This is a genomic window from Savagea faecisuis (genome assembly GCF_042675605.1).
Classification (GTDB): domain Bacteria; phylum Bacillota; class Bacilli; order Bacillales_A; family Planococcaceae; genus Savagea; species Savagea faecisuis.
On record NZ_JBHTJF010000019.1, the window covers coordinates 15871 to 42075 of the forward strand.

The window sequence follows — 26205 nt, forward strand, 5'->3', positions numbered from 1 at the left end:
TTTTTTGTTTCAATTTTTTATTTTTCCGTTTCAAATTGCTCCGCAAATGTCGCGAGCGTACGAACCATAACACCGGTCGCACCTTTTGGACCTAACACATGTGGTCCTTCTGCGTCTGATGTTCCTGCGATGTCTAAATGAACCCACGGTGTATCTTCCGCGAACTCTCCTACGAAACCACCGCCGAAAATCATATGACCGTCACGGCCTGGTGCGTTATTTAAATCCGCTACTAAACTGTTGCGAATACGTTTTTTATCGTTTTTCGTCAATGGGAGACGCCAAACGAATTCATCCGCTTCAATCGCCGCTTGCATAAATTCTTCGAAATATGCTTCGTCATTCGTCACCGCACCTGTTTTATCTTTACCGAGTGCTACGATGACACCACCTGTCAATGTCGCAACATCGATTAAGTAGTCTGCTCCTTCTTGTTTCGCATACGTTACGGCATCCGCTAAAACGAGACGACCTTCCGCATCTGTGCTGACAATTTCAATCGTTTTGCCACTAAGTGATGTAATGACATCATCCGGACGGATCGCTTCGCCGTTAATCATATTATCTGTCGATGCGATGACCGCCATCACATTGCGCTCTGGACGAAGTGTACCGATTAAGTCCATCGCTCCGAGAACTGCTGCTGCACCGCCCATATCGCCTTTCATGCCGACCATACTAGGACCTGGCTTTAATGTGTAACCGCCTGTATCGAACGTAATTCCTTTTCCGACGAGACCTAACACATCTGTCCAGTCTTCTCCGCCGCCATGATATTTCATAACGATGAGACGTGGGGGCTCTACAGAACCTTGGTTCACCGCTAACAATGCACCTGCTCCGATTTCTTCAAGCTCTTCTTTACCGAGTACTTCGATTTCAAAACCGTGCTTTTCAGCAATTTTCTCTGCTTGGCGTGCCATTTCACGTGCCGTTAAAATGTTTGGTGGCATGTTGACGAGCGTACGAGCGTAATTCACCGCTTCTGCACTTGCGAGTCCTACTGTAACATCTAAATCTTCCGCACCGTCTAAACCGAGCGTAGACCACTCATATGCCGCTTCATTCACCGTCGCTTTGTAATGAGGAACGACGTATTGACCGAGGCCGATTCCTTCTACTGCTACGTTAACGACTTCTTCTACCTCTTGCTCAAATGCTTCAAGTGCTGGCACACAAATTGTCACTTCTTCCGCTTTCGCTTGAAGCGCCGCTTTTCCGACTGCTGCGAAGCTTTCACGTACTGTCGACATCATCCATTCTGATTTCGCTCCGAGACCGACTGTTACGATACGTGTAATACCTGACTCTTGCATCGTAGGTACGAGCGATACTTTTCCTTCTTCATGAGAAATGAGTTGTTGTTTTAAAAGCGCAACGAGGTCAACCCCTGTCTTTTCTTTTAAATCGGCTACCCATTGCTCTTGATCTGTTGCACGGTGTACTGCTACGACGTAGAAAGAGCTTGTCGCTTCACCGAATGCTGTTTGATTCACTTGTGTTACGTTCATGAAATTCCACTCCTTTTCGTTTTTCATTATACCATGTTTTCCATTTATTTCGAGTTCCGAATCGATTTTACATTTCATTTACACAATGTTTAGTATAATAGAGAAAATGCACGAAAGGACTGAGCCTAATTTCGATAGTTTCTAACTTTCCTCTCATCACTGCTCTACTCGCCATTGGACTCGCACAATTTGTTAAAGTACCGATTCATTTTTTCGTCACACGCAAAATCGATTGGAGTTTGCTGACGTCTACGGGAAGTATGCCGAGCTCTCATTCCGCTGCTGTATCAGGTTTGACGACTGCTGTCGGTTTGCAAGAAGGCTTTGATTCTCCACTCTTCGCTATTAGCGCAATTTTTGCAGTCATCGTCATGTTCGATGCGACAGGCATCCGTTATCAAGCGGGGCAACAAGCAGCTGTCATTAACCAAATGCGCGACGATTTTCAACAGCTCATTCAAGTATCGAAAGAGTGGGCACAAAAAGATGAACCTGAAAAGCGCCAAGAATTAAAAACATTGCTCGGGCATAAGCCTAGTGAAGTATTTTTCGGTGCATGTACAGGGATCGGTTTAGCAATTATTCTTTATTTTAGTATATGAAAAAGACCTTCCCATTAGCGATTTAGCTAAAAGTGAAGGTCTTTTTATTAAAACATTTGGTACCCTTGTTTACGTAAAATACGCATGACAATTCCAGACAATACCGCTCCGATAAATCCACAAATGAGCGTTACAATATCTGCCATCATTAAGTTTGATAGTTTCGTTCCGAGCATATCAAATGCATACTTCGGTTTCGTAAAATATTCGTAAAACTTTACTTCATCAATAATTAAAATGACGATGATCGGATAAACAATGGCCATAAACCATGTCATTCGGAGCAACATATTGATTAAAAACCCGATTCCGAAGAAAATCACTAAAAATAACAATGCTGTTAAAAATAGTTGGACGAGTGTAATTTGTTCCACTTCGTTAACCTCCTGTTGATCATTAACCCCTGTTATAAGAACAGATTGTATGATTTATAGCCAAATTGATTTCCAGGATTGAAATTCTCAACTTTATGAAAATATCCTTTCGGAAAAGCACGGCAAAATTGAACAATCATTTTTGAACTTCTTTCATCTTCTAATAAATACTCTTTCGGCAACCAATGGGCAAGATTGATTTCACCTTCAGCTACTCGTATCGTCTGTCGTTCATTTAATGGGCGTCCTATAAATAGTACCATATTATCACTCACATCATTACTTAAAACGCCTGAACGTACACCGATACAACCGACAACTTCAATCGAAATGCCTGTCTCTTCTTGCACTTCACGCACTGCAGCTTCATCGAGGGTCTCTCCTTTATCGACAAAGCCTGCGGGGAAACTCCATCGGCCATTCAATCCGCCGTATGACTTTTCAACGACGAGAAGTTCGCCTTTCGAATTTTCAACAATTGCTGCCGCACCTAACCACACTTCACCACGACGACTCAAATGTCATTCCCCCTTTAAAAAACACTTGCTCAACAAATCGTTGGCAAGTGTTATCATTCGCTCTTATAGCAAATCAAATTTACCTTTTTTCATCGTTAAGCCAAGTCCGCCAACCATGAATAATGCACGGTTATCGACCATCTTTTTCATAAATGATGCTGTACCGCCCGTTACTTTTTTACCGAACACAACACCGATAGCATCGTCTGAACCGAGTGAACAAACGCTACCTTTTAAGTCAGGAACAAATGCTGTTGTAGGTTTTTTCGCTAATAGTGACGCGATATTCGCTGCACATTGCTGTCCTTGTTGCATCGCAATTTGTGCTGTCGGTGGATATGGACGATTCTCTGCTTCGTTGATCATAAATGCACAGTCTCCGACGATGAATACATCTTCGCGTCCTGGTGCGCGTAAATCTGGTTCTACACGTACGCGTGCACGTGCGCTTTCGATATTCGTCTCTTCGATTAAACGATTTCCACGAACACCCGCTGCCCAAACGACTGTTTTCGTTTCGATGAATTCAAACTCTTCTTCACCAGTTTTAATTTTAACGCCTTCTTCTGTAGCTTCGACGAGCGGCGTACCGATTGAAAACTCAATGCCTTTTGATTCTAATTGAGCGACCGCATAGTCAACAAGTTCTGGATCGAATCCTGGTAATACCATAGGTGCTGCTTCGACACAAATCACACGTACCTTTTCACGTGGTACATCGTATGCATCACACCATACTGGAACTTGGTTGCCTAACTCTCCTAAAAATTCAATACCTGTGAATCCTGCGCCTCCGACAACGAATGTTAAACGGCTGTCGTCACGCTCTCCTTCTTGTTCTGTAGCCCATGTTGAAAATTGATATTCAATATGGTCACGAATGCGACGCGCTGCGAGAACGTTCGCAATTGAAAATGCGTGTTCTTCTAAACCTGGAATGCCGAAAGTTTCTCCTTCGAAACCAAGTGCGATCACTAAGTAGTCATATGTGTGCTCTCCAGCTGTTGATAATACGACTTTCTCATCGACATCAATCTTTGTCACTTCCGCTTGAATGAAGTTTACTTTAGATTGATCAATGACATCTTTAATTTCATAACGAACCTCATTCGGCTCAAGCGTACCTGCTGCTGCCTCATGGAGCCATGTTGATTCGTAATGGTAGGAGTTCTTATTAATGAGAACGATCTCTGCTTCGTTCACTCCTAACTTCTTCTGCAAGTTCGTGACGGTCATTAAACCACCATACCCTGCACCTAATACTAAAATCGTTGGTCTTTTCACGAAAATCGAAACCACCTTTTATATTATTTATTTACTTTGCCGCGAACGGTTGGCAAATGTTGTTAGAAACAAACTGCTACTTTTAATAATATCGTTTTTAGATGGTTATTTCAATACGTTATACGAGTTTCTCGTGTCAAAGTTACCATTTCGTGAACTATTCACAAACTTCTGGAGTACCAACTTTTTTATCTGTACGGAAAGACGTTCCACATCCGCAAGATGCAATCGCATTCGGATTATCAATCGTAAATCCACCGCCCATGAGCGACTGTTTAAAGTCTACAATCGTCCCTTCTAAAATAGCTGCATCATCTTTCTCTACTAAAACAGGAATACCGTGTTGTTCATAGACGATATCAGACGGTTGACGTTCTTTTTCAAACCCTAAACTGTACGTAAGACCACTGCATCCTCCACCTTGTACTCCTACGCGTAAGTAAGAACCTTCTTCCCCGTTATGCTTCATCATCGTTTTCACTTGTGTCGCTGCTGCTGTCGTAATTTCTACTGCTTGTGTCATTTCTCAACATCCTCCTTTTATATTGTTATAAGCCATTCTTCACATTTTTTTAATTATTCGTCTATAATACTAATAAGAACTATTAATTATTTGTGGAGGGACTTTATTATGCAAATTGAACCGATTTATCCGAAAAGTATAAAATGTCTGTACTGTAAACATCCTTTTAAAACATCGCGTGTTCGTTCACGTTTCGTTCGCGTTGCTTCCCATGATACCGATTTTAAGCCGAACTACAAAAATGTAGAGGCTAACCCACTTTATTATAACGTAGCAGTTTGTCCAAGTTGTGGCTTCGCTTTCACCGAAGATTTCTTACCTTATTTCGCTCCACATGCTGAACAAAAAATCGAAAAAATTATTCGCGCTAATTGGAACGAACGTGACCTGACGGGTGAACGTACGATTGAAGATGCGATTGAAACGTATAAACTCGCTCTTCTCAGCTCCAAATTAAAAGAAGAAAAAGCGCTTCCTACTGCTGGGCTCGCTTTACGTTTAGCTTGGCTCTACCGTGAACTCGGTGATGAAGAAAATGAAATTCGCTTCCTCACTGCTTCTCGCGACGCTTACAAAGAAGCGTTTACGGCAGGTGATCATGCCGGTACGACGATGTCAGAAACTCGTGTCGTTTATTTAATCGCAGAGTTATCTTGGCGCATCGGCGATAAAGATGAAGCGATTCGAAATTTCAGCTACATCATTAGTAATCAAAAGAACTCTACCGATCCGAAAGCGGTAGACCTCGCTAAAGAACGTTGGCAAGAAATTCGTGAGCTTGACGAAAATAAATCAGAATAGAAAGAAATGTAGACAAAGTGCAAGCACTTTGTCTACATTTTTCATACGTTCAACTAAAATACTTGCTCGACTTCTACAATCCCTGGTACTTCTTCTAAAAGTGCACGTTCAATTCCTGCTTTTAACGTAATCGTTGAACTTGGGCACGTACCGCATGCTCCGAGTAGACGTAATTTTACAATTCCGTCCTCCACATCTACTAATTCACAGTCCCCTCCATCACGAATGAGGAATGGGCGTAATTTATCCAATACTTCCTGTACAGGTTCCATTAATTCTTGTGACATTGATGGATGCTCCTTTCACGTTTAACTTTTACTCAAATGTTGCTTGAGTTTTTTTCATTATAGCACGAACTCTTTTAATTGAGAATGAATAAGCTTGATTTTCATTGTCATCTATATAGAAATGAATATTTTATCATTCTTTTCCGTATCAAATGAACATACTCTCTTAATAATTATTCTATTTTCGATAAAAAAGGCTTTCCTCCTTAGTAAAATGAGGAAAGCCTTTATTTTAGTTGTTATGCCATTTATAGAACCAAAGTAAACCTGATTTCATCAGACGTGCGATACGACCGGTAACAGTACGATCTGCAACGTAAGCGAAACCTTTTTTCTTACCGAGTGAACCCATAAATCCTTTTAATTTCAGTTCTGGCATTTTTTCTGGTAGTGGTTCATTCGCCCATACTTTGCGTAACACAGTGACGATTTGCTCCGCTTGAACTTCGGCTAATTGAGCACTTGGCGCATGTGGTAAAGCAGCACAATCACCGACGACATATACATTATCATGTTGTGGAACTTGATGATACTCATTTAAGACGACGCGCCCACCGCCTGCTTTTTCAACGTCCAATTCACGTACAGGAAGAACTGGACGAACACCTGCTGTCCAAACGACAGCATCAACTGGAATCGTTTCTTTATGGTTGTGTAAACAAGTCGGTTCTACTTTCGTAATATTAGACTCTGCAACTACGTCTACATTGTGCTCATCGAACCAACTTTTCACATAGTTGCTTAAACGTTCTGGGAAATCACGTAAAATTCGTGGTCCACGGTCGAATAATTTAATTTTTAAATCAGGGCGACTTTCACGAAGTTCACTCGCAAGTTCAATCCCACTTAATCCCGCTCCAACAATCCCCACTGTAGAACCACCTGGTAGTCCAAGCAATGTTTGATATGTTTTGCGTGAATCCCCAATCGTTTGAATGCTGTATGTATGTTCAGCAGCTCCAGGTACGTCGTGATAATTGTCTTCACAACCTAAACCGATGACGAGTTCGTCATATTGTAATTTCTTTCCGTCCCCAAGTTCAACGAATTGTTGCTCCGCATCGATGCGAGATACTTCCCCTTCTACAAATGTTAGTTGTGGATGTTCTGGAAGTGCTACACGAATTTCAGAATCTGGAACTGTCCCAGCCGCAATCGCATAAAATTCTGTTTTTAAACTGTGAAATGGCGTGCGATCGACTAATGTAATATCGATATCTTCTGGTAAGTCCTTGTTTAATAAACGCAATAAAATACGCATATTTCCGTATCCTGCACCTAATAACAGTAGTTTTCTCATGTTATTCTCCTTCACCTTTTGTTATAGTCCGAACTTTTCTACTTTTGATTATAGCAGTTTGTGCAAAGTTTCACAATGATTTTTATTCGTTGACGGTAAAGAAAAAACAGAGTACATTTTAAAGGTGAGGTGAACAGAGTGAATCCAATTATCGAATTTTGCATTTCAAATCTCGCGCAAGGTGCACAAGAGACGTTCGAAACGTTAGAACGCGATCCGAACTTAGACGTGCTCGAGTACGGTTGTTTAAGTTACTGTACGAAATGTACAGAAGGTTTATACGCGCTTGTCAATGGCGATATCGTAGAAGCTGAAACGCCTGAACAATTAACGGAGCGCATTTATCAATACATTGAGGACAATCCTCTCTTTTAAAAGAAAAATGCCCTTTTCCTTGTCTTTCTATGTGAAAGTTTTGAGGAAAAGGGCATTTTTTCATATTATTTCAGTTAAAGTATTTACAAAGTAAGTAGGTTGCAGCTCGCGTTCTTGAATTTGTTCTTTCGAATGAACGCCTCCTGCGACGTGAATCGTATCGATTTCATATCGAATACCACATAAAATATCCGTATCATAATTATCACCGATCATGACCATCTCATCTTTCGTATAACCGCCACTTTCTCGAACGAGTTCGAGCATCGTCGATTCCGGTTTTCCGATATAGAGTGGTTCAATACCTGTCGCATGCGCAAGAAGTCGAATGAACGAGCCATTGCCAACACCGAATCCTGTCGCTGTCGGAATGATTTTATCGCTATTCGTCGCGATAAAAGTTGCACCGTTTCGAATGACATTCATAACTTCGGACAAGCTCTCATACGTCGAGTTACGGTTAATGCCGACAACTGCAACGTCCGCTTCTTCTGGTCCTACAACGTGAAGATTTTGTTCAGCGAATGCTTTTCGCAAACCTTCTTCACCGTATAAATAAATGCGAGAAGAGGCATGATGCTCTGCGCAATATAAAGCTGATGCTACCGCTGTCGTATAAATGCGTTCACGCACTGCAGTAATCCCCATCTTCGCTAATTTTTTCTCGACATCTTCTCGGTTGACTGAAGCATTATTCGTAATAAAATAAGGTTCAATTCCTTTTTGTTGTAAGCAACGAATCGTTTCAGCTGCCACTTCAATCACTTCTGTCCCTTTATATACGGTGCCATCTAAATCAAAACAATACGCGCGGTACTGTTTCATTATGCGTGATCCTCTGGTAAAAATGCTGATACAGGGCCGAGCTCATTTTCTAAATAGTAATTCACTCGTTTTGACCAATTTTGTAAAGCTGGCATACTTTTTTGCATCGCTGTATACATCGCTAAATGATTCATATTCGTAAACTGTTGAACGATTTCTTTACGAAGTGCAACGACCGCTTTTAACGGTTCAACCATATCGTCCGTAATGACTTCCTCATCGTCCATAATGTCAATAATATCTTCGTAACTTCCTGGGTCGCGCATAATAAATCCATCAATCATCGCATTTCCGACATCGATAATCGACTCGATGACGACATGTGTCAAACGCTCTAATGCGAGTTGCTCTACTGTCGTTTCTGTCCATTCAGAACGCTCATTGAACACTTCTAACAATTGATCCATATGTTGCAATGTGTCATTAATTTTATTTCGATCTACAAAATACATGATGACCCCTCCAACTAAATAATAAATTTTATCATTACGTATTATCATATCATAATTATTTGAGGATACGCATTGAAGTTCCAACAAAAAAGCGAAGGATTCGTTCATTGCTGAACCTTCCTTCGCTTTATAGCGTGGCGATTGCCTTATTGTTTTTTCAATTTTTTCACGATAAAGTATGCACATCCAAAATTACAATACTCGTATAAGTAATCTTGTACATTGCTATACTTCGTTTCAAACGTAGATTTCGGATGGCGGTCCTCATAAAATCCTTTTAATCGCAGTTGACCGTATCCCCAATCCCCGACGATATAATCATATTTCCCTAAAATATCTGTGTAGCGTTCTGCGAATACTTCTTCTTGAAACGCCTCTTTATGATCATGTATTAACTCGTATTGAAATTTACCAATTTTAATTTCCACGAATAGATTCTCCAATCGATTATTGTTTCGCTTGAAGCTCTTGTTCACCTTGTTTTTGACGCTCACGAGCTGCAGCGTTCACTTGTTCGTCCGCGTGATAACTTGAGCGCACGAGTGGACCTGCTTCACAGTGTGAGAAGCCTTTTGACATAGCGATTTCATATAATTCATTAAACTCTTCAGGCGTATAATATTTTTGTACTTTTAAGTGTTTACGTGACGGTTGTAAATATTGACCGATCGTCATAATGTCGACATTGTTTGCGCGAAGGTCATCCATCGTTTGAATGATTTCTTCCTTCGTCTCTCCAAGTCCTACCATCAATGACGATTTTGTTGGGATTTCAGGATACATTTCTTTCGCACGACGCAAAAGCTCAAGTGAACGCGGGTACGTTGCACGTGCGCGAACACGTGGTGTTAAACGTTCAACCGTTTCGATATTATGGTTTAAAATGTCTGGTTTCGCATCCATTAAACGTTGTAAATTGTCGATATCTCCCCCCATATCAGAAGGAAGGACTTCGACTGTTGTAAATGGACTTTTACGACGAATCGCGCGAATCGTTTCAGCGAAAATTTCCGATCCACCATCTTTTAAATCATCTCGTGCTACAGCTGTTACAACCGCATGCTTTAAGTTCATTAATGCGACAGAATCCGCTACACGCTCTGGCTCCGCACGATCTAATTCTGTAGGAAGCCCAGTTTTTACCGCACAGAAACGGCAAGCACGTGTACACGTATCCCCTAAAATCATGAACGTCGCTGTACGGCGCTCTGCCCAACACTCATGAATGTTCGGACATTTTGCTTCTTCACATACCGTATGCAAGTTTTTTTCACGCATTAACTTTTTTAACCCTGTATAGTTTTCGTTCGTATTTAACTTAATCTTCAACCATTCCGGTTTGCGTAAGTATTCATCTTTGCGTTTTGTTGTCACTTTGCTCGACTCCGTTTCTTTCAGAAAATTTGAGTGCTCATTCTATTTGTCAATGTAACACAAATTGCAAATGTCGACAACAAAACATTCTTGCTCCTTTTTTATGAAATTCGCTTAATTTCCTTCAATTGACTTTCTCGATTTCATAACGGCATGAATGATACTCGCTGCAAGACCACCCCAAATAATTAAAATTCCGACAATCATCATAAAGATTGCACTAGCTGTCATAAGTACCCCTCCTATTTATACAGTTCTCTCTGTGGATCTTTACGCCATTTCAACAGCATGAAGAGGATGCCGAATACTAATGCCCCTACAGCAACTGACCAACCCGCTGTCATGATGAACTCATTCGTATACCCTTCGTAGTTTCCTGTTTTTGAATCATGTAATCGCATAACGTTAACGCGTAATAAATCGATAAACATGTAACCGAGTACAACTGGTGTAATGTAACGCAATGAAATTCTCCACCATGCTCCTAAACGAATATCAGATACAGCATCCGCATGCGTTTGTAACGTATCGAGCTTTTTGAATATCCAAACGATCGCGACAACTTCTACTAATCCGAGTGCTGCTACACCGAAATTATTGATGAAGTAATCGACTGTGTCTAAGAAATAAAGACCGCTATTCGTCGAGTAAATTAAAGAGAATAACATCGATAAGCCAACTCCGAAAAAGACCGCTTTCCCACGTGAAATATTAAATTTATCTTGAATTCCTGCAATGTACGTTTCCACAATGGAAATTAATGATGAAATTCCTGCTAACGTTAAAGATAAGAAGAATAACACTCCGAAAATTGCATTCATTCCCGGCATTTCATTGATGATAGATGGGAATGCGACGAATGCTAATCCGACACCTACTGATACGACTTTATCAATCGGTAAGCCACTTTGTAAAGCCATGAATCCGAGCGCTGCGAATACCCCAATCCCTGCTAACAATTCGAAGCTTGAATTCGCAAACCCTGTAATAAACGCGTTGTTCGTCACGTCTGATTTTTTAGGTAAATAACTTGAATACGTAATCATAATGGCAAAGGCGATCGATAAACTGAAGAAAATATGACCGTATGCCGCTACCCAAACAGTCGCATTCGTCAACTTGCTTAAGTCTGGTTGGAAAAATGACTGTAATCCAATCATTGCACCAGGTAAAGTGACAGCGCGAATGACAATCGCAATGAAAACAACCGTTAATAATGGAATGAAAATTCTATTCGCAAATTCTATTCCTTTTTTAACTCCCCCGAATAAAATAAGGAAAACAATTGCCCAAACGAATAAATGTGGAATGAGCACGCCCGGAACGAATCCCCCGATTTCTCCAGGCACTTCTGAAAGTTTCAATACATCCCCATATAAGAAGTCCTTCGTATCTTGTCCCCATTTCATCGTAAACGCATAGCCTGTATATTTTATTGCCCAGGCAATGATGACCGAGTAATAAGTGGAAATGACGAAAGCTACAATGACTCCCCACCAGCCAATCCATTCTGCTTTCTTCCCTGCTAATCTAAAAAATGACAACGGACTAGAACCACGATATTTATGCCCAATCGTAAATTCCATAATCAAAATAGGGATTCCTGCAGTTAATAATGCGAATAAGTACGGAATAAAGAAAGCGCCTCCACCGTTTTCATACGCAACGTATGGAAAACGCCAAATGTTACCGAGTCCAACTGCTGACCCGATTGCTGCTAAAATAAAACCTGCTCGTGTGCCCCATTGTGAATTTTGTTGATTGTCCATATGCCCCACCCCTTCCTTCTTACTTTTCATTTATTATACTGGAATTTTATCTAATATTCAGAATATTGTCAATATGGTGAACGGTTTTCGTTAAAAATTACAAAAAAGACGTTAAAAAGCAATGTTTCTACTTCTTAACGTCTTTCTTTCTTATAATGCAACTGGCATCTTGCTTCTTTTTGATAAAACAGTTAAAACAATAACCATCACAATCAATAATGCAATTAAGCTAATGACAATCGATGTCGTAAAGGCGAACACGAGATAACCGAAGCCTGCGACGAGCGCTGATAAAATCGCATACGGCAACTGTGTCGATACGTGATCGATATGGTTACAACCCGCTCCTGTCGCAGATAAAATCGTCGTATCGGAAATCGGTGAACAGTGGTCTCCGAATACTGCTCCTGCTAATACAGCACTCATAGCGGGCAACAATAATGACACGTCTGTCGCGATCATGACATCTGCCGCGATCGGTAATAAAATACCGAACGAACCCCAAGATGTCCCTGTTGAAAAGGCAATTAAACCACCAAAAATAAAGAGCACAAACGGTAAAAAGGCTGGAGAAACATTCGTCTGTTCGACGATGGATGCTAAATAACTACCTGTTTCTAACGTTCCGATAAAGTCTGTCAACGCCCAAGCGAAAAATAAAATGAGAACCGCTGGAGCCATCGATTGAATACCTGTTTTTAACGCTGTACCAACCCAGCCCCAAGAAGCTGTTTCGTTCTTCTTCATTTGTCCAATGTATAAAGCGACTGCTAGTGACGCCCCGATTAATCCCCCGACAGCTAATGATAATGGAACGTCCGTCTCTTCAAAAATAGCCCAAATGCTCATACTATCGCTTGCGCGTGCTCCCGTAATGAACATCATCGTAAATGTCACGAGAATTAACACGACGATCGGCAATACTAAGTCTCGCACACGACCGTAACTATGCTCTGGGAAATCTTCCTTTAACTCTCCTGGAATATCTTTTGATGCATCATACAATTCACCTGTTTCAATAGCGCGCATTTCGTGATCGCGCATGCCTCCGAATGAAACGTTCGTCAAAGCGAAATAGAAGACGAAAATTAATGTCGCTACAACGTAGAAGTTCATCGGTGCCATTAAAACGAAGGCTGATAACGGAGAATACGTTACAATCGCCGCAGCTCCTAAAATCGATGCGAGCTGACCAATTAAAAACGCTCCCCAACTTGAAATTGGTGAGACGACACAAATCGGTGCGCTCGTCGAGTCGATAAAGTACGCAAGTTGCGCACGTGACACACGTTGTTTATCGCTAATCGGTCGCGCAATTTGTCCGACCGCTAAAGCGTTGAAATAGTCATCAATGAAAAATAAAAGACCTAAAAAGACCGTTAATAATTTCGCTCCGCGACGTGTTTTCACTCGTCTCGTCGCCCAATCAGCGAACGCTCTCGTTCCACCTGACAAGCTGACGAAAGCTGTAATAATACCTAACAATAAAATGAACAACATAATGAATATGTTACTCCAGTTAAACGCTCCTCCATCCCATAAAGAAGCGATCATTCCTTTTCCTAATACCGTGAAAAATGAATGGCCATCTAAACTAATTAAAATCGCCGCACTTAAAATACCGAACCCGAGCGATAAAATGACACGTTTCGTTAATAAAACCATGACGATTGCAATAATCGGTGGAACGATTGACGCAATACTACCAATCATATGAAAAACTCCTCTCTATTCAAAAAACCGATACGCAGGAACGTATCGGTTTTAGGCTAATATTCAATGACGAACATTTTAAGTAGCCCAACATCTTTCGGATGACAGTGTTACACATATTTTATGTAACCCCAAAGCAGAACAGTGACCTCTTCTACTTTTCGGCAAAATCGCCTTTCTCTCTTCTTCTTCGCTGTCCGCTCCAAAAAGATACTCTTCGATTTTGCAACCTCTACTTCACACTATTTTCTTTTGTTCATTTACTTTAACAGTTTTTCGTATTGCATGCAAGCGCTCATGAAGATAGTTCTCCGAAAGAACGTACACCATACCAAGCGAACACATCTCGGATAAGTTCTGGCATGTAATATTTTTTCGGAAGTTCGGATAATTCCGGGAAGAAAAATCCGAACGTAAACATATCTAATGTCGCTAAAGTGTACGTTTCATCGCGACGCAACGGTCGATTTCCGATGAAAATCGTCCCATTTGTTTTTTCATACAAGCGTTCAAAATGCATCTTCCCCATCAACGTTCCTCTAAATCCTAATCCACGCACTTCAATTCTCGGCCAATCTTCCGCTTTCGTTTTTTCATAAATGTGCATTAAAAAGGAGCCTTCAACTTCGACAGTTGCAACATTGATAGGGTGAGGTAACAATTCATGGAGTTGTTCGCTCGTCACGTACCCGCGTCGCAAACTCCCTAAAAAAATACCTGAATTAAACATCGCACAATCAGCGCCCGTATATTCTAAAAGTGCTCGTCCGAAGAAACGATCGAGTTCCGTCGTTTGAAATAAATCATTGCTCAAATTAAATTCATTATGAAAAATTGGCTTATTTAATAATTCTTTTCCTTTTTTCATATAATTCTCTGAAAACTGAGCATCTTGATACGTTACCGCAAGTTGATCCGTTCGAATAACACCTGCACGACGACTGACGACTCGATGATTTTCATCGACTTTTAACTTCATATGTCCAATATACTCCGCATACTTTCCCGTCGCCCCTAACAAGCTCTCATTCACACGTTCACCATTTTTAAATAAATGGTGCGTATGTGCACCTAAAATAATAGTCAGTTCTGGATGACGCTTCGCAATTTCACGGTCGAATCGTTCACCGATATGAGAGAGACAAATTAAAATATCTACATTAGGCGCTAACACCTCAACCATTTCAGCAACCGCTTCATAAGGGTCTGTCACTTCCCACTCTAACTGTTTATAAAACTGATAGTAAGGTGCTGTCACACCGAATACGCCAATTTTCGTGCCAAATGGTGTTTCATAAATAGCGGAGCGTTTTGCGAAAGGTGTCCCGTCTAAATGATTTAAATTGCTGACGAGCACATCGAACTCCGCTTTTTCATAAAGACGTTCTAAATCTTTATGAGCCATCGTAATTCCTTCATTATTGCCGATTGTTACCGCGTCAACACCCATTTCATTTAAAAGTTGAACATTCGCTTTTCCTTTCGTCGCATCGGTCAATGGATGGGAACGATCGATAAAATCACCTAAATCAAAAGTGAACGTAGAAGCTCCTTCCTTTTGATGAATCGCTGTTTTTTCCCGAATGAACCGACTCATTTGAGGCCAATTATGAAAATGACTATGCACATCATTTAAATGATAAATATGAATGGTTTCCAATGAATCCATTACGCTCACCCCCATATACCATCGATAATTGAACGGATCCCGATAATGAGTAATATAATGCGCAACATCGTGACGACTGTCTTCGATTGCATTTTACGATTCAACATCGATCCGAGAGTCGCTCCGAGATAAGCCGCTGGAATGACTGGGAGTGTATACAACCACGGAACGTTTCCTAAATAAATGTGCGAAATTGAGTTGACGATCGCTGATAAAAAGACCATAAACATACTCGTCGCGACCGCTACATGTGGTGGGAATAAAAACAAAATAAGCATCGCAGGTACGAGGATTGACCCCCCACCAATTCCAAACAACCCTGATGCAAAACCGATTCCGAATGTCAACAATAATGCGAACCAAATCGGATACCCATAGACATGCGTTTCTCCTGCCGGATCGATGAAAGTACGTTTCGTACCGTGATCAACAAACCAATGAATCGGCTTCACCTTGTCTCGCACGAGTAAAATCGTCGCTAAAATAATTAATAAAATTCCGAAATATAAGTTAAATGACGCGATTTCTAAACCTTTATTCACGTAGGCTCCAATCAATGTCCCCGGAACACTTCCCGCGAAGAAAATCAAACCACTTCGATAATCTACTGTTTTCGCTTTCATATGCGATAACGTAGATGATAATCCTGTAAAAATCATCATGATGACAGAAAGACCGACTACTTTTTGAGGGTTAATGCCTTCGATCCATCCGAGTTCCGCTCCGAAATAGAGTGTGAGTGGAACGAGTATAATGCCGCCACCTAGGCCGACAAGCGCTCCGATGACTCCTGAAGCGAGCGCGATGAGCGCCAATATAACATATGCCATTACAAATCCTCCTTAAATAAATCCAGTTGCATCGGTGCTAAATCTTCATATTCAATTTGTAATAACTGTTGAAGACGCTTCGCATTCGGCGCAGCGTGATGTCCTGAATTGTTGTTAAAAATAATGTATTGCTCGCCTTGTTCTCGTTGTACAATTTTTTGTAAATCTAATAATTCTCGTTCCGAATAATTGTATAAATAGCGCACTTTCCGCCACGCTTCTGAAGAGCCGAATGTATTGATCCATCCTTTGTCATTCCGTCCATGTAAACGATAAAACATTTTCGGTGCAGTTTGCGCAACAATTTTCGGCACGCATCCCATACCGATTTGCGGTTCGTCTACAATCGTATGAATGAAACGCTGCTCCTGCAAAAATTGCAATGTTGCTTGAGTCCGTTCTCCTTCAAACCAAGACATATGTCGAAACTCAATGGCGATATCGAACTCAGGTAGTTGCTGTCGAATGTATCGCAATAAATTTACTTCTTTCGTTCCACAAAGAAAAGAAGGAGGGAACTGAAAAAGTAAAAACGCTAATTTTCCCGACTGTTGCATCGGTAAAAATGCTTGTCGATACGCTTCAAACATCTCTTCTGCTGTGTCAAACGGCCATTCAGATTTCGGTAAGTGTCCCGTCATACCTTTATACGCCTTCACAATGAATTGAAAAGATTCAGGTGTTTCATCAATCCATTTTCGAATCGTCGTCTCTCGAGGGATTGCGTAAAAACTTGAATCTACTTCAACTACTGGAAAATGTGCACTGTAATCGACCAACTTGTAAGCCGCTGTCGACGTATATAAAGATGGATGGTCACCCCATCCAGTTAACCCAATTCGAATCATGCAAAATCCTCCTAAAGATTAGCTTTATCATACCATATTTTATAAAAGGCTTCGCATGTTAAGTTGCAAAAAAAGTAGGTCACTTCTGTATTTTGCAAATCCTTGAGAAAAAAAGCGTATAGACAATTTTCACTGTCTATACGCTCATAGTTTCTATTCTTCTTGTTCACGTAATTCAACACGGCGGATTTTTCCTGAAATTGTTTTCGGAAGCTCCTCAACGAATTCGATAATACGTGGGTACTTATAAGGTGCTGTTACTGTTTTCACGTGATCTTGAATTTCTTTCGTTAATTCTTCACCTGGCGTGTATTTATTGCCACGCAATACGATGAATGCTTTAACGACGCTACCACGAATTGGGTCTGGACTCGCAACGACCGCACACTCTTGGACAGCTGGGTGTTTGAGCAATGCATCTTCAACTTCGAAAGGTCCAATCGTATAACCCGAACTGATGATAATATCATCTGAACGACCTTCAAACCAGTAGTACCCGTCCTCGTCTTTCGAAGCCCGGTCTCCCGTCACGTAGTAATCACCACGGAATTGAGCTGCTGTACGCTCTGGCTCTTTGTAGTAACCACGGAACAATGCAGGTGTATCTTTATGAATCGCGATATCTCCAACTTGTCCTACAGCTGTCGGCTTTCCTTCATCGTCGATAATTTCAATCATGCCTTCAAACATCGGTTTACCCATCGAGCCTGGACGAACTTCCATTCCTTCTAGCACACCGATTAACAATGTGTTTTCTGTTTGACCGTATCCGTCGCGCACCGTTAAGTTAAAGTGCTTTTTGAACGTATCCATTACTTCACGGTTCAACGGCTCTCCTGCTGATACAGCAGAACGTAATTTGCTTAAGTCGTATTTGCCAATATCATCAACGATCGACATGAGGCGGTACTCTGTCGGTGTACAGCAAAGGACGTTAATTTCATTGTCTTGAAGCATTTGTAAATACTTCTCCGGATCGAAGCTACCGTAGTAAGCGTAACCTGTTGCTCCGAGTCCGAGCGTCGCTAAGAACGGACTCCAAATCCACTTTTGCCATCCTGGACCTGCCGTTGCCCATACACGATCTCCTTCTTTAATCGTCAACCATTTTTTAGCTGCTAAACGAAGGTGTGTATACCCCCATCCGTGCGCATGAATAACTGCTTTCGGATTTCCTGTCGTCCCTGATGTAAACGATAAGAACGCTGTTGAGTCGCGTGTCGTATCCGACATTTCTAATTCATTCGATTCTGAATCTGCTGCAGCGATTAAGTTTGTCCAATTGTCTGTATCGCCACCTACAACGAATCGTTCAACTTCTTGAACTTCTTCCACGTCATTGAAACGATCGACATATGGATGATAAGATACGACCGCTTTAATATCTCCGTGGTTAATACGATATTTTAAATCGCTTGCGCGAAGTAATTCTGAACTTGGTGCAACGATTAAACCAATTTTTAATGCTGCGATATACGTTTGGTATGCCTCGATTAAACGTGGAAGCATAACGAGAATCGCATCACCTTTTTTCAACCCCTGTTTTTTGAAAACGTTTCCAATTTTATTTGCACCTTTAATTAATTCATCATACGTAATCTTCTTTTCTTCCCCTGCTTCACTTTGCCAAACGAGTGCAATTCTTTCAGGATCAGATGTAAACTGTTCGAATTCTTGAATAATATTATAGTTCTCTGGTGCAATAATGTCTTTGTTTGTCATAACGCATTCCCCTCCGTTTGAATTACTAAAGTGTGTTAACCCCAAATTTAAGTATGAATAAAAATTACTTAAAAATAATAATAAGTGATTTCTGCTTTCCCCTTCACAAAAATCATTACATTAATGATAACCCTTACATTAAGAGATTTCAACCCATTTTTGTAAAAAATTAGAACGAAGAAAGGAAGTGATCGACTTCCTTTCTATTTCGTTTTAACATAACAATTTACTCTCATACACTCTTTCTTGCTTCAATCATAAATTTTATTTATTTTGACTGTTCTTTTACTCGTTCATACAAGACAGCCATATCTTTCGGACCGTATCCTTCCTCGTTTGCTTGTGTGTACAATTGTTGTAATTGTTCACTAATTGGCAAATCGAGACCGTGACTTTTCGCTAAATCTAATGCGAAGTTTACGTCTTTTAATAAAAGTGCAAGTGCAAATCCTGGTTCATAATCATCTTTAGCGATAAATGTATTGTAGTTACGGTCATAAATACGGCTCTGTCCATAACTGACGTTTAAAATAGAGAACAACATATCTAAATCGATATTTTGTTTGTTTGCGATATGGAGCGCTTCTGCAACTCCTGCTGTGTAGAAACCGATTAATAAGTTGTTGATGAGTTTCACAGTCGTTCCGCTATCGATTTGTTCGCCAACTAAGAAAATATTTTCTCCTAATTGTTCGAATACCGGCATTACTTCATCGAATGTCGCTTTATCTCCACCGACCATAAATGTCAATGTACGATTTTCCGCTCCGATTACACCACCACTTACAGGTGCAGCTAAAAATCGAATATTTTTCTCTTTCGCAATTTTTTCGAGTTTCGAGTTCATTTCAGGTGATACTGTGCTCGTATCGACGATAATTGCATTCGTCGGATTGTTGAAGATGCCGTCTTTCCCCAAGTAAACTGCATCGACGACCGCTTCAGAAGGCAAGCTCGTTAAAATAACGTCACACTCTTCCGCTAACTGTGCTGGACCTGTCGCAATTTTCCCCCCGAGACTTTCTAACTCTTTTAATGCTGCCTCATTGATGTCGTTTCCGTACACTTCAAATTTCGCTAATAAGTTTTTCGCCATCGGTAATCCCATATTACCGAGTCCAATTACTCCTACCTTTTTCATATAAAATCCCCCTTTTGTGAATGTGTGTTGAATTATAGTGAATATGAACCTTTTTCAATCATGTAGTCTGCAATTTGACGCTTCAGACCGATCAAGTCCACTGAATCTACTGTTAAATCACGAATTTCCCCTTGGAGTGCCGCTGGATCTTTAGCGATACGTGCTGTAATTTCTAATAAGTTCGCTTGAATTTTGCGGCTGCTATCATGTGTAATGTACGCTACAAGTGCTTGCTCGATGTCGCGCTTTTTCGATTCTTCCACGCGAATAAGCACTGCTTTCATTAAGTATAAGTCCATCACTGTATCTGAAATGAGACGCATTAATTCTTGCTCATTTTCGAACTCTTTTAATGAAATGACTTCCTCACTCGTCAATGTTTGCATCACTTTATTAAATGCTGCTAACGCTTTATTATATTGTTCATTGCCTAACGCATCGTCCGCTTCGAAAACAGATGCATCTTTCGCAAACAATTTCGTAATGCTTCGTGCTACTGTGAGGCGGTTAATTTCGTTCGTCCCTTCGAAAATACGGTTGATTCGTGCGTCACGGTACATGCGCTCGATATCATACTCTTCCATATATCCGTATCCACCATGCATTTGAACCCCTTCATCGACAACATAGTCGAGCATTTCAGATGCTGCTACTTTATTCAACGCACAATCTGCTGCATATTGTGGAAGCACTTTTAAAATATTTTCTTCTGAAAGGTCTTCTTCATCGATGAGGCGTGCTGTATAGTAAACGCCTGTTTCCGCTCGATAAATCGACGCTGCCATCATTGCGAGCTTTTCGCGTAACATTGAAAATTGCGATAATTCACGATTGAATTGTTTACGTTCTTGCGTATATTGAAGCGCTGTATTGAACGCTTGTTTTCCCGATCCAATATTAGAAAATGCTAATTTTAGACGAGCTAAGTTTAAAATGTTTAATGCGATGTAATGCCCTTTACCGCGCTCACCTAAAATATTTTCTTCTGGGACATTCACATCTTCTAAAATTAATGTCGCTGTTGAAGAACCTTTGATCCCCATCTTTTGTTCCTCAGGTCCGACTGAAACGCCTGGCATGTCGCGCTCGACGATAAATGCTGTCATACCTTCTTCTGTCTTAGCGAATACGACGTACACATTCGCTAAGTGAGCGTTCGTGATCCATTGTTTCTCACCGTTTAAACGGTAAGAACCGTCATCGTTTAATTTCGCTGTCGCTTTCGCTGCAAGCGCATCTGAACCAGCGTTCGGTTCTGTCAATGCGTATGCACCAACCCACTCTCCTGAAGCGAGTTTCGGCAAGCATTTCTTCTTCTGTTCTGGCGTTCCGAAGTACATGTAAGGAAGTGTTCCCACCCCTGTATGTATGTTGAACGAGACTCCGAAACTACTGCCATGTCCGAGCCCTTCTGCGACGAGTCCTGAAATTTTCTTCCCCATTTCCATCCCGTCATAATCTTCTGGAACATCCGCTCCTAAAAGTCCGAGCTCTCCTGCTTCTTCAAACAATTGGCGCGCTGTTGCGTAGTCGTATGACTCTAATTTTTCAAGTGATGGATATACTCGCTCTGCTGCGAATTGCTCCACTGTCTGTTCAATTAATTTCTCTTCATCATTGAAGTGGTCTGGTGCGAATTTTTTTGTCGTGTCATTCATTTGTGGAAAAATATAAGTTCTTGTCATCGTAAACATCCTCCCTTTTTTAACTACCCTATATGTGAAATAATGCGGCTCATGATGCTCACCATGAGCCTTATTAAAACGCTTTCATTTTGTCGTGTACATTTAAGACATTTTATAACGATTCAATTTGTTATAAAGTGTCGCTCTCGATATGTTTAATAATTGTGCAGCTCTCGTCTTATTGCCACCCGTTTCTTGTAAAGCACGTATAATCGAACGGCGATCTTCCATTTCCAACAACTCTTCTAAATTTTCAACAGGTTGTGGATGAATAGATGGTGTCACCGTTTGTTCGTGCTCTTGAAATAAATGAATCGTTAAATCATTAATGCGAATATGATCTTCGTCTGTTAAAACATATAAACGCTCTAACATATTAACGAGTTCGCGAACATTTCCTGGCCAGCTATGGTTGTAAAACTTTCGAATAATTTGTTCTTCGATTGTTTTCTCTTTCCCATATTTTTTCGCCAATTCTTTCAACTTATACGAAACGATGAGTGGAATATCTGTCAATCTTTCTCTTAATGGTGGAATTTCAATCGGGATGACATTTAAACGGTAGTACAAGTCTTCGCGAAACTCTCCCGCTTGTACCATCTCTTTTAAATTACGGTTCGTCGCTGCGATAATTCGAGTATCGATTGGAATCGCTTCTGTCCCTCCAATTCGCTCTACTTCACGCTCTTGCAACACACGTAATATTTTCGCTTGAATGTTTAAAGACATTTCACCGATTTCATCTAAAAACAATGTGCCATTGTGAGCCATTTCGAACTTTCCTTTATGGCCACCACGCTTCGCTCCAGTGAAAGCTCCTTCCTCATAACCGAAAAGCTCTGATTCGATTAAATTATCTGGAATTGCAGCACAGTTGATACTGACGAAGTTGCCTGCTTTCATAATTCCCATATCATGAATCGCTTTCGCAAATTGCTCTTTTCCAACTCCGCTCTCCCCAGTAATCAACACGGTCGCTTGCGTGTCACTCGCACGGATCGCGATATTTTTCGTTCGTGTAATAATTAAACTATCTCCCAAAATATCATCGAAACGAACGATTGAATTTCGCTCTTCTTCACTCTCCCAATTGATGTGAAGTCCTTCCTTGTCTGTCACTTCTAGCTTTTGCATGCGCTGGACAGCTTGATAAATTTCAGCAACCCCTTCATACAACAGCATCCCGACAGCTCCGACTACTTTTTTATCGCGCCAGATTGGCAAACGGTGAACGACTAAATTATGTCCCCCTAACACGTGCGCTTGGCTTCGTTCAGGTACCCCTGTCTTTAACACGACAGGTAAACGTGTATTTTCGATAACGTCCGCTGCTCGCTTGCCGACCGCTTGTTCTTTATTCAGCCCGACATAGCGACAGTACGCATCGTTCATGACACGAATGATGCCGTCATTATCAACAATCACGAGTCCTTCATAAGCGAGATCGAATGTTAAACTGTACCAATGTTCCAATTCTTGTAGACGTTTAATTTCTTGTACAGCCGCCTTATGATAATCGTGACGCACAGCTTGATCGACGACGCCGATTAACGTATAGTCCGTATCGACCACATAGCTCGGCACTGTTTCGATATGCATCATCTTTTCATTTTCCATTACGTAAGCGAATGTTTTGCTCATCCATTTGGTGACTGAGTCTGTTTGATCTATTTGCTCTGCACTTTGCAACGCTTGAACATACGTCTTTAAATTGAAAACACCGATAATTTTATCATCTTGAATGACTGGCAATTCATTCAATTCAACTTGCATAACGAGATGAATCGCATCTCGAACGATACTCGTATGCTGAATCGTTAAATAATTACGACGCATCCAATCTTTCACTTCGGTCTCTTTTTCAAAGGCAAACATATCATCACCAAACCTTTCTATTTACGCTGTGAAAAATGAATCGACAAACGCCTCCGAAACGTCTTCTAAATTTTTATATTCATATTGTGGATTTTGATCTTTGTCGATGACGACTGAACGAATTCCTTCGTAAAAATCTTTATGCTTTAAGAAATTTGAGCCGATGTTTAATTCCATCGCTAAACAGTCTTTCAACGACTTTCCTTCTCCACGTTTTAATTGTTCTAACGTTACTTTTAACGAGACAGGTGATTTCCCTTTTACGATGCTTGCTGTTTTTTGAGAAAACTCATCGTCGGCACTTTCAAGTGATGCGATAATATCTTCTACCGTCTCTTTTGCGAAATGTTCGTCGATGGCCGCGCGTTGTTGTTCAAGCTTCCCTTCTCCGTCGAATGTTGCTCGAACTTTTGCGATCGCCTGCTCAACGACTTCTTTCGCTGAACCGCTTGAAAAGTCAGCTTGCTTTAAATCTTCCGTTAAAGCTGATAAGTTTTCGCTCAGCACATATTCATCTGCCACTTTCGCATAAATCGCATCTTGTGCACCGATCGTGCTCGCTGATAATGCTAAGTAACGTCCAACTTGTCCTGGTGCTTGATTTAAAAAGTAAGATCCCCCTACGTCCGGGAAGAAACCGATATTCATTTCAGGCATTGCCCAACGTGTCGTTTCTGTCACGATACGGTGACTTGCTCCTTGTGTAAGTCCGACACCGCCACCCATGACAATTCCGTTTAAGTAAGCGATGATCGGTTTGTCGTATTCTGCGATTGTTAAATCAACATCATACTCAATGTCAAAGAAGTTCATCGCCGCTTGACGATTTTCTTCTGATTCTTGTGCCGCATGAAGCATTTTGATGTCTCCACCTGCACAGAGCGCACGTTCTAAGTCGCTACGCAACAATACAGCTTGCACTGAATCATCCGTCTTCCATTCTTCTAACGCCTTTTGAATAATTAAAAGCATATCTGTATTTAATGAGTTTAACGCTTTCGGGCGATTTAAAATTAATTCTCCAAGCCCGTTCTCATGTTTTACAACGAGTACTTCTCCCACAAAAATCCCTCCTTATTTATGCTTGAATTCAGCTGCACGCTTTTCGCTGAACGCTGTAACGCCTTCTTTCGCATCTTCCGTTAAGAACAATTCTGCGAACATTTCACGTTCTACTTTCAATCCTTCTTCTAAGCTTGTCGCTAGTCCTTCTTGAACTGCCTTCATCGCACGAGAGATCGATGTGTTACTGTGAGCGCTTACATAAGATGCGGCCACTTCTTTCGCTTTTTCGAGCAATTCTTCCCCTGGAACGACGTATTGAACGATGTGTAAATCTTTCGCTTCAGCTGCACTAATGTGACGACCTGATAAAATTAAGTCGAGTGCTACTGCTTCATTTGTCAAACGTGCGAGACGTTGCGTTCCTCCAAATGCCGGAATTAGCCCTAAGTTCAATTCAGGCAATCCTAAAATCGCTTTCTCACTCGCTAAACGAACGTGACATCCTAATGCAATTTCAAGTCCGCCCCCTAATGCTGGACCATTCACTGCTGCGATCACTGGTTTGCGTAACGCTTCAATTTCATCGCATAACGCTTGTCCCGCTTTCGCCATATTTAATCCATTCTCATCGTTCCCCATCGCTGGAATGAATTCTTTAATGTCCGCGCCCGCTACGAAAAAGCGTCCTTTTCCTGTGATGATAATTGCATGAACATCGTCTTGCTCACCCAATTTTCTCACTTCATCTCGCAACTCTTGAATAACGTGCGAAGACAGTGCGTTCGCTGGTGCGTGATCAATCTCCAATACTGCAATATGATTTTCTACTGTTACATTTGAATATTCACTCATCATACTTTTCCCCTTTCCAGTTGATTTGCCTATATAAGTAATGCAAGTTGTATGCCAATGTCTAAATGATAGCGCTTTCAACATTTTTAAATTGTAAAAACGACTATCTGTATATACAATTATACATTATTGTATAGTTTTGTACATACACATTTTTACACTTTATGCTCATTGAACATGTTCACTCTACATTGTTCTTCATTTCACTTTTAGTTTGTCTAAACAACAATTTTAGACAAATAAAAAAACGAACGTTCGCAACGTTCGTCGGCAAGAGATCAAGCAACGGGTGGCAATATAATGTAATAAATACTCGTAAAGAAAACAAACATAATGAGAACTGCAATATACGCTTTTTTCGTTTCGAATTGTTGAGTCGCTTCCAACGCCTTAACACAAAGTAAATAAATCCAAATGAGAGCTACGAGCGCTAATCCGATATGAAGCATCGTTAACGTCCCGCCACTCGTAAATGTAATGAACGCTGGCATCGCAAATGCTGCCGGCAAAAGAGCTATGCTCGTCACGCGACGAATGATGCGTAAAATGCCCGCTCCGCCAAACCCACGCGCAGCTGCCCAAAGCAATAAAGAAAAAACAAATACCGTTAGCCATACCGTAATAACACCGACACCTACGAGCAGTAGCGGCATTAAAACCGTGCGCAATAACGGTGATTCTAACGCCTGTACAGTTTCGAGATTTTGATAAATGGAAAGCCCTCCGTATATAGCTCCGAGCAATCCGATAAGGAAAATGCTCCACTTTCCCATTTTTTCAGATTGGCTAAATTGCGCCATCGCTTCTTTATCTAAAAATAAACTTCTTTTAATCGTTTGGAGTGAGTTCATTGTTTCCGCCTCCTTTTAA

27 protein-coding genes and 1 riboswitch are annotated in these 26205 nt (G+C 41.0%); of the genes, 3 read left to right on the forward strand and 24 right to left on the reverse strand.

The features are described 5' to 3' along the window. Positions 1-17: 17 nt before the first annotated feature. Complete coding sequence (locus tag ACFQ0V_RS04230; RefSeq protein ID WP_381010079.1) at positions 18-1511, reverse strand: leucyl aminopeptidase; 1494 nt, start codon at positions 1509-1511, stop codon at positions 18-20. 128 nt (positions 1512-1639) lie between these two features. Between ACFQ0V_RS04230 and ACFQ0V_RS04235 the strand changes: the two genes are divergently transcribed. After that, a complete protein-coding gene (locus tag ACFQ0V_RS04235) occupies positions 1640-2113 on the forward strand; it encodes a divergent PAP2 family protein (protein ID WP_381010190.1) in 474 nt (157 codons plus the stop codon). A 47-nt stretch (positions 2114-2160) separates the two neighbouring features. Here ACFQ0V_RS04235 and ACFQ0V_RS04240 read toward each other — a convergent pair whose 3' ends face one another. From ACFQ0V_RS04240 to ACFQ0V_RS04255, 4 genes are all read right to left on the reverse strand, one after another. Further along, positions 2161-2487 carry a YuiB family protein gene (locus ACFQ0V_RS04240; protein WP_381010081.1) on the reverse strand — a complete coding sequence of 109 codons (327 nt, stop codon included), beginning with the start codon at positions 2485-2487 and terminating at the stop codon, positions 2161-2163. 32 nt (positions 2488-2519) lie between these two features. After that, a complete protein-coding gene (locus ACFQ0V_RS04245) occupies positions 2520-3005 on the reverse strand; it encodes an NUDIX domain-containing protein (protein ID WP_381010084.1) in 486 nt (161 codons plus the stop codon). 63 nt (positions 3006-3068) lie between these two features. Then, the gene (locus ACFQ0V_RS04250; RefSeq protein ID WP_381010086.1) at positions 3069-4289 is read right to left on the reverse strand and encodes an NAD(P)/FAD-dependent oxidoreductase; all 1221 of its coding nucleotides are present in this window, start codon (positions 4287-4289) and stop codon (positions 3069-3071) included. A 157-nt stretch (positions 4290-4446) separates the two neighbouring features. Further along, entirely contained in the window at positions 4447-4812 is a 366-nt protein-coding gene (locus ACFQ0V_RS04255) for a HesB/IscA family protein (protein WP_381010088.1), read from the reverse strand. 108 nt (positions 4813-4920) lie between these two features. Between ACFQ0V_RS04255 and ACFQ0V_RS04260 the strand changes: the two genes are divergently transcribed. Further along, positions 4921-5613, forward strand: a complete 693-nt coding sequence (locus ACFQ0V_RS04260; RefSeq protein ID WP_381010090.1) for a DUF2225 domain-containing protein — start codon at positions 4921-4923, stop codon at positions 5611-5613. Positions 5614-5666: 53 nt separating this feature from the next. On the opposite strand, the gene ACFQ0V_RS04265 is transcribed toward ACFQ0V_RS04260, so the two are convergent. Then, the gene (locus ACFQ0V_RS04265; RefSeq protein ID WP_381010093.1) at positions 5667-5900 is read right to left on the reverse strand and encodes a NifU family protein; all 234 of its coding nucleotides are present in this window, start codon (positions 5898-5900) and stop codon (positions 5667-5669) included. A gap of 232 nt (positions 5901-6132) precedes the next feature. Then, complete coding sequence (locus ACFQ0V_RS04270) at positions 6133-7200, reverse strand: NAD(P)/FAD-dependent oxidoreductase (RefSeq protein WP_381010096.1); 1068 nt, start codon at positions 7198-7200, stop codon at positions 6133-6135. Between the two features lie 138 nt (positions 7201-7338). Between ACFQ0V_RS04270 and ACFQ0V_RS04275 the strand changes: the two genes are divergently transcribed. After that, positions 7339-7575 (forward strand): YuzB family protein, encoded by a 237-nt coding sequence (locus tag ACFQ0V_RS04275; RefSeq protein ID WP_194563316.1) that lies wholly within the window; start codon positions 7339-7341, stop codon positions 7573-7575. Between the two features lie 60 nt (positions 7576-7635). Here ACFQ0V_RS04275 and ACFQ0V_RS04280 read toward each other — a convergent pair whose 3' ends face one another. From ACFQ0V_RS04280 to ACFQ0V_RS04360, 17 genes are all read right to left on the reverse strand, one after another. Further along, positions 7636-8400, reverse strand: coding sequence for an HAD-IIA family hydrolase (locus tag ACFQ0V_RS04280; protein WP_381010099.1), 765 nt, complete (start codon positions 8398-8400; stop codon positions 7636-7638). Beyond that, complete coding sequence (locus tag ACFQ0V_RS04285; RefSeq protein WP_381010102.1) at positions 8400-8852, reverse strand: DUF86 domain-containing protein; 453 nt, start codon at positions 8850-8852, stop codon at positions 8400-8402. The genes ACFQ0V_RS04280 and ACFQ0V_RS04285 overlap by 1 nt, the downstream gene beginning before the upstream one ends. A 146-nt stretch (positions 8853-8998) precedes the next feature. Further along, a complete protein-coding gene (locus ACFQ0V_RS04290) occupies positions 8999-9274 on the reverse strand; it encodes a YutD family protein (RefSeq protein WP_381010191.1) in 276 nt (91 codons plus the stop codon). Between the two features lie 25 nt (positions 9275-9299). Continuing rightward, positions 9300-10250: a lipoyl synthase gene (gene lipA / locus ACFQ0V_RS04295; protein ID WP_213086713.1), complete on the reverse strand. Its 951-nt coding sequence runs from the start codon at positions 10248-10250 to the stop codon at positions 9300-9302. A 90-nt stretch (positions 10251-10340) separates the two neighbouring features. Further along, positions 10341-10457, reverse strand: a complete 117-nt coding sequence (locus tag ACFQ0V_RS04300; protein ID WP_381010104.1) for a methionine/alanine import family NSS transporter small subunit — start codon at positions 10455-10457, stop codon at positions 10341-10343. An 11-nt stretch (positions 10458-10468) separates the two neighbouring features. Then, positions 10469-11995, reverse strand: a complete 1527-nt coding sequence (locus tag ACFQ0V_RS04305) for a sodium-dependent transporter (RefSeq protein ID WP_381010107.1) — start codon at positions 11993-11995, stop codon at positions 10469-10471. Positions 11996-12145: 150 nt separating this feature from the next. Then, positions 12146-13708, reverse strand: coding sequence for a Na+/H+ antiporter NhaC family protein (locus ACFQ0V_RS04310; RefSeq protein WP_381010109.1), 1563 nt, complete (start codon positions 13706-13708; stop codon positions 12146-12148). A gap of 75 nt (positions 13709-13783) precedes the next feature. After that, positions 13784-13951, reverse strand: a riboswitch (Lysine riboswitch). Positions 13952-14003: 52 nt separating this feature from the next. Next, a complete protein-coding gene (locus ACFQ0V_RS04315) occupies positions 14004-15377 on the reverse strand; it encodes a bifunctional metallophosphatase/5'-nucleotidase (protein WP_381010111.1) in 1374 nt (457 codons plus the stop codon). 5 nt (positions 15378-15382) lie between these two features. After that, a complete protein-coding gene (locus tag ACFQ0V_RS04320) occupies positions 15383-16207 on the reverse strand; it encodes a sulfite exporter TauE/SafE family protein (RefSeq protein ID WP_381010114.1) in 825 nt (274 codons plus the stop codon). After that, complete coding sequence (locus tag ACFQ0V_RS04325; RefSeq protein WP_381010116.1) at positions 16207-17055, reverse strand: DUF72 domain-containing protein; 849 nt, start codon at positions 17053-17055, stop codon at positions 16207-16209. Before ACFQ0V_RS04325 ends, ACFQ0V_RS04320 begins: the two co-directional genes overlap by 1 nt. Before the next feature lie 153 nt (positions 17056-17208). Then, on the reverse strand, positions 17209-18777 hold the full coding sequence (gene mbcS / locus ACFQ0V_RS04330; RefSeq protein WP_381010124.1) for an acyl-CoA synthetase MbcS: 1569 nt from the start codon (positions 18775-18777) through the stop codon (positions 17209-17211). Between the two features lie 268 nt (positions 18778-19045). Further along, positions 19046-19918: an NAD(P)-dependent oxidoreductase gene (locus tag ACFQ0V_RS04335; RefSeq protein WP_381010128.1), complete on the reverse strand. Its 873-nt coding sequence runs from the start codon at positions 19916-19918 to the stop codon at positions 19046-19048. A gap of 32 nt (positions 19919-19950) precedes the next feature. Further along, positions 19951-21603, reverse strand: a complete 1653-nt coding sequence (locus ACFQ0V_RS04340; protein WP_381010131.1) for an acyl-CoA dehydrogenase family protein — start codon at positions 21601-21603, stop codon at positions 19951-19953. 102 nt (positions 21604-21705) lie between these two features. Further along, the gene (locus tag ACFQ0V_RS04345) at positions 21706-23478 is read right to left on the reverse strand and encodes a sigma 54-interacting transcriptional regulator (RefSeq protein WP_381010134.1); all 1773 of its coding nucleotides are present in this window, start codon (positions 23476-23478) and stop codon (positions 21706-21708) included. 21 nt (positions 23479-23499) lie between these two features. Continuing rightward, on the reverse strand, positions 23500-24540 hold the full coding sequence (locus ACFQ0V_RS04350) for an enoyl-CoA hydratase/isomerase family protein (protein ID WP_381010135.1): 1041 nt from the start codon (positions 24538-24540) through the stop codon (positions 23500-23502). Between the two features lie 12 nt (positions 24541-24552). Continuing rightward, positions 24553-25338, reverse strand: a complete 786-nt coding sequence (locus tag ACFQ0V_RS04355) for an enoyl-CoA hydratase-related protein (protein WP_381010138.1) — start codon at positions 25336-25338, stop codon at positions 24553-24555. A 275-nt stretch (positions 25339-25613) separates the two neighbouring features. Beyond that, entirely contained in the window at positions 25614-26186 is a 573-nt protein-coding gene (locus ACFQ0V_RS04360) for a YIP1 family protein (protein WP_381010140.1), read from the reverse strand. Between the last annotated feature and the right edge of the window lie 19 nt (positions 26187-26205).

Coding starts and splice junctions, on each gene's coding strand:
- ACFQ0V_RS04230 (WP_381010079.1), bottom strand. CDS start 1,511: ATGAACGTAACACAAGTGAATCAAACAGCATTCGGTGAAGCGACAAGC.
- ACFQ0V_RS04255 (WP_381010088.1), bottom strand. CDS start 4,812: ATGACACAAGCAGTAGAAATTACGACAGCAGCAGCGACACAAGTGAAA.
- ACFQ0V_RS04260 (WP_381010090.1), top strand. CDS start 4,921: ATGCAAATTGAACCGATTTATCCGAAAAGTATAAAATGTCTGTACTGT.
- ACFQ0V_RS04265 (WP_381010093.1), bottom strand. CDS start 5,900: ATGTCACAAGAATTAATGGAACCTGTACAGGAAGTATTGGATAAATTA.
- ACFQ0V_RS04270 (WP_381010096.1), bottom strand. CDS start 7,200: ATGAGAAAACTACTGTTATTAGGTGCAGGATACGGAAATATGCGTATT.
- ACFQ0V_RS04280 (WP_381010099.1), bottom strand. CDS start 8,400: ATGAAACAGTACCGCGCGTATTGTTTTGATTTAGATGGCACCGTATAT.
- ACFQ0V_RS04285 (WP_381010102.1), bottom strand. CDS start 8,852: ATGTATTTTGTAGATCGAAATAAAATTAATGACACATTGCAACATATG.
- ACFQ0V_RS04300 (WP_381010104.1), bottom strand. CDS start 10,457: ATGACAGCTAGTGCAATCTTTATGATGATTGTCGGAATTTTAATTATT.
- ACFQ0V_RS04305 (WP_381010107.1), bottom strand. CDS start 11,995: ATGGACAATCAACAAAATTCACAATGGGGCACACGAGCAGGTTTTATT.
- ACFQ0V_RS04310 (WP_381010109.1), bottom strand. CDS start 13,708: ATGATTGGTAGTATTGCGTCAATCGTTCCACCGATTATTGCAATCGTC.
- ACFQ0V_RS04315 (WP_381010111.1), bottom strand. CDS start 15,377: ATGGATTCATTGGAAACCATTCATATTTATCATTTAAATGATGTGCAT.
- ACFQ0V_RS04320 (WP_381010114.1), bottom strand. CDS start 16,207: ATGGCATATGTTATATTGGCGCTCATCGCGCTCGCTTCAGGAGTCATC.
- ACFQ0V_RS04325 (WP_381010116.1), bottom strand. CDS start 17,055: ATGATTCGAATTGGGTTAACTGGATGGGGTGACCATCCATCTTTATAT.
- mbcS (WP_381010124.1), bottom strand. CDS start 18,777: ATGACAAACAAAGACATTATTGCACCAGAGAACTATAATATTATTCAA.
- ACFQ0V_RS04335 (WP_381010128.1), bottom strand. CDS start 19,918: ATGAAAAAGGTAGGAGTAATTGGACTCGGTAATATGGGATTACCGATG.
- ACFQ0V_RS04340 (WP_381010131.1), bottom strand. CDS start 21,603: ATGACAAGAACTTATATTTTTCCACAAATGAATGACACGACAAAAAAA.
- ACFQ0V_RS04345 (WP_381010134.1), bottom strand. CDS start 23,478: ATGTTTGCCTTTGAAAAAGAGACCGAAGTGAAAGATTGGATGCGTCGT.
- ACFQ0V_RS04355 (WP_381010138.1), bottom strand. CDS start 25,338: ATGATGAGTGAATATTCAAATGTAACAGTAGAAAATCATATTGCAGTA.
- ACFQ0V_RS04360 (WP_381010140.1), bottom strand. CDS start 26,186: ATGAACTCACTCCAAACGATTAAAAGAAGTTTATTTTTAGATAAAGAA.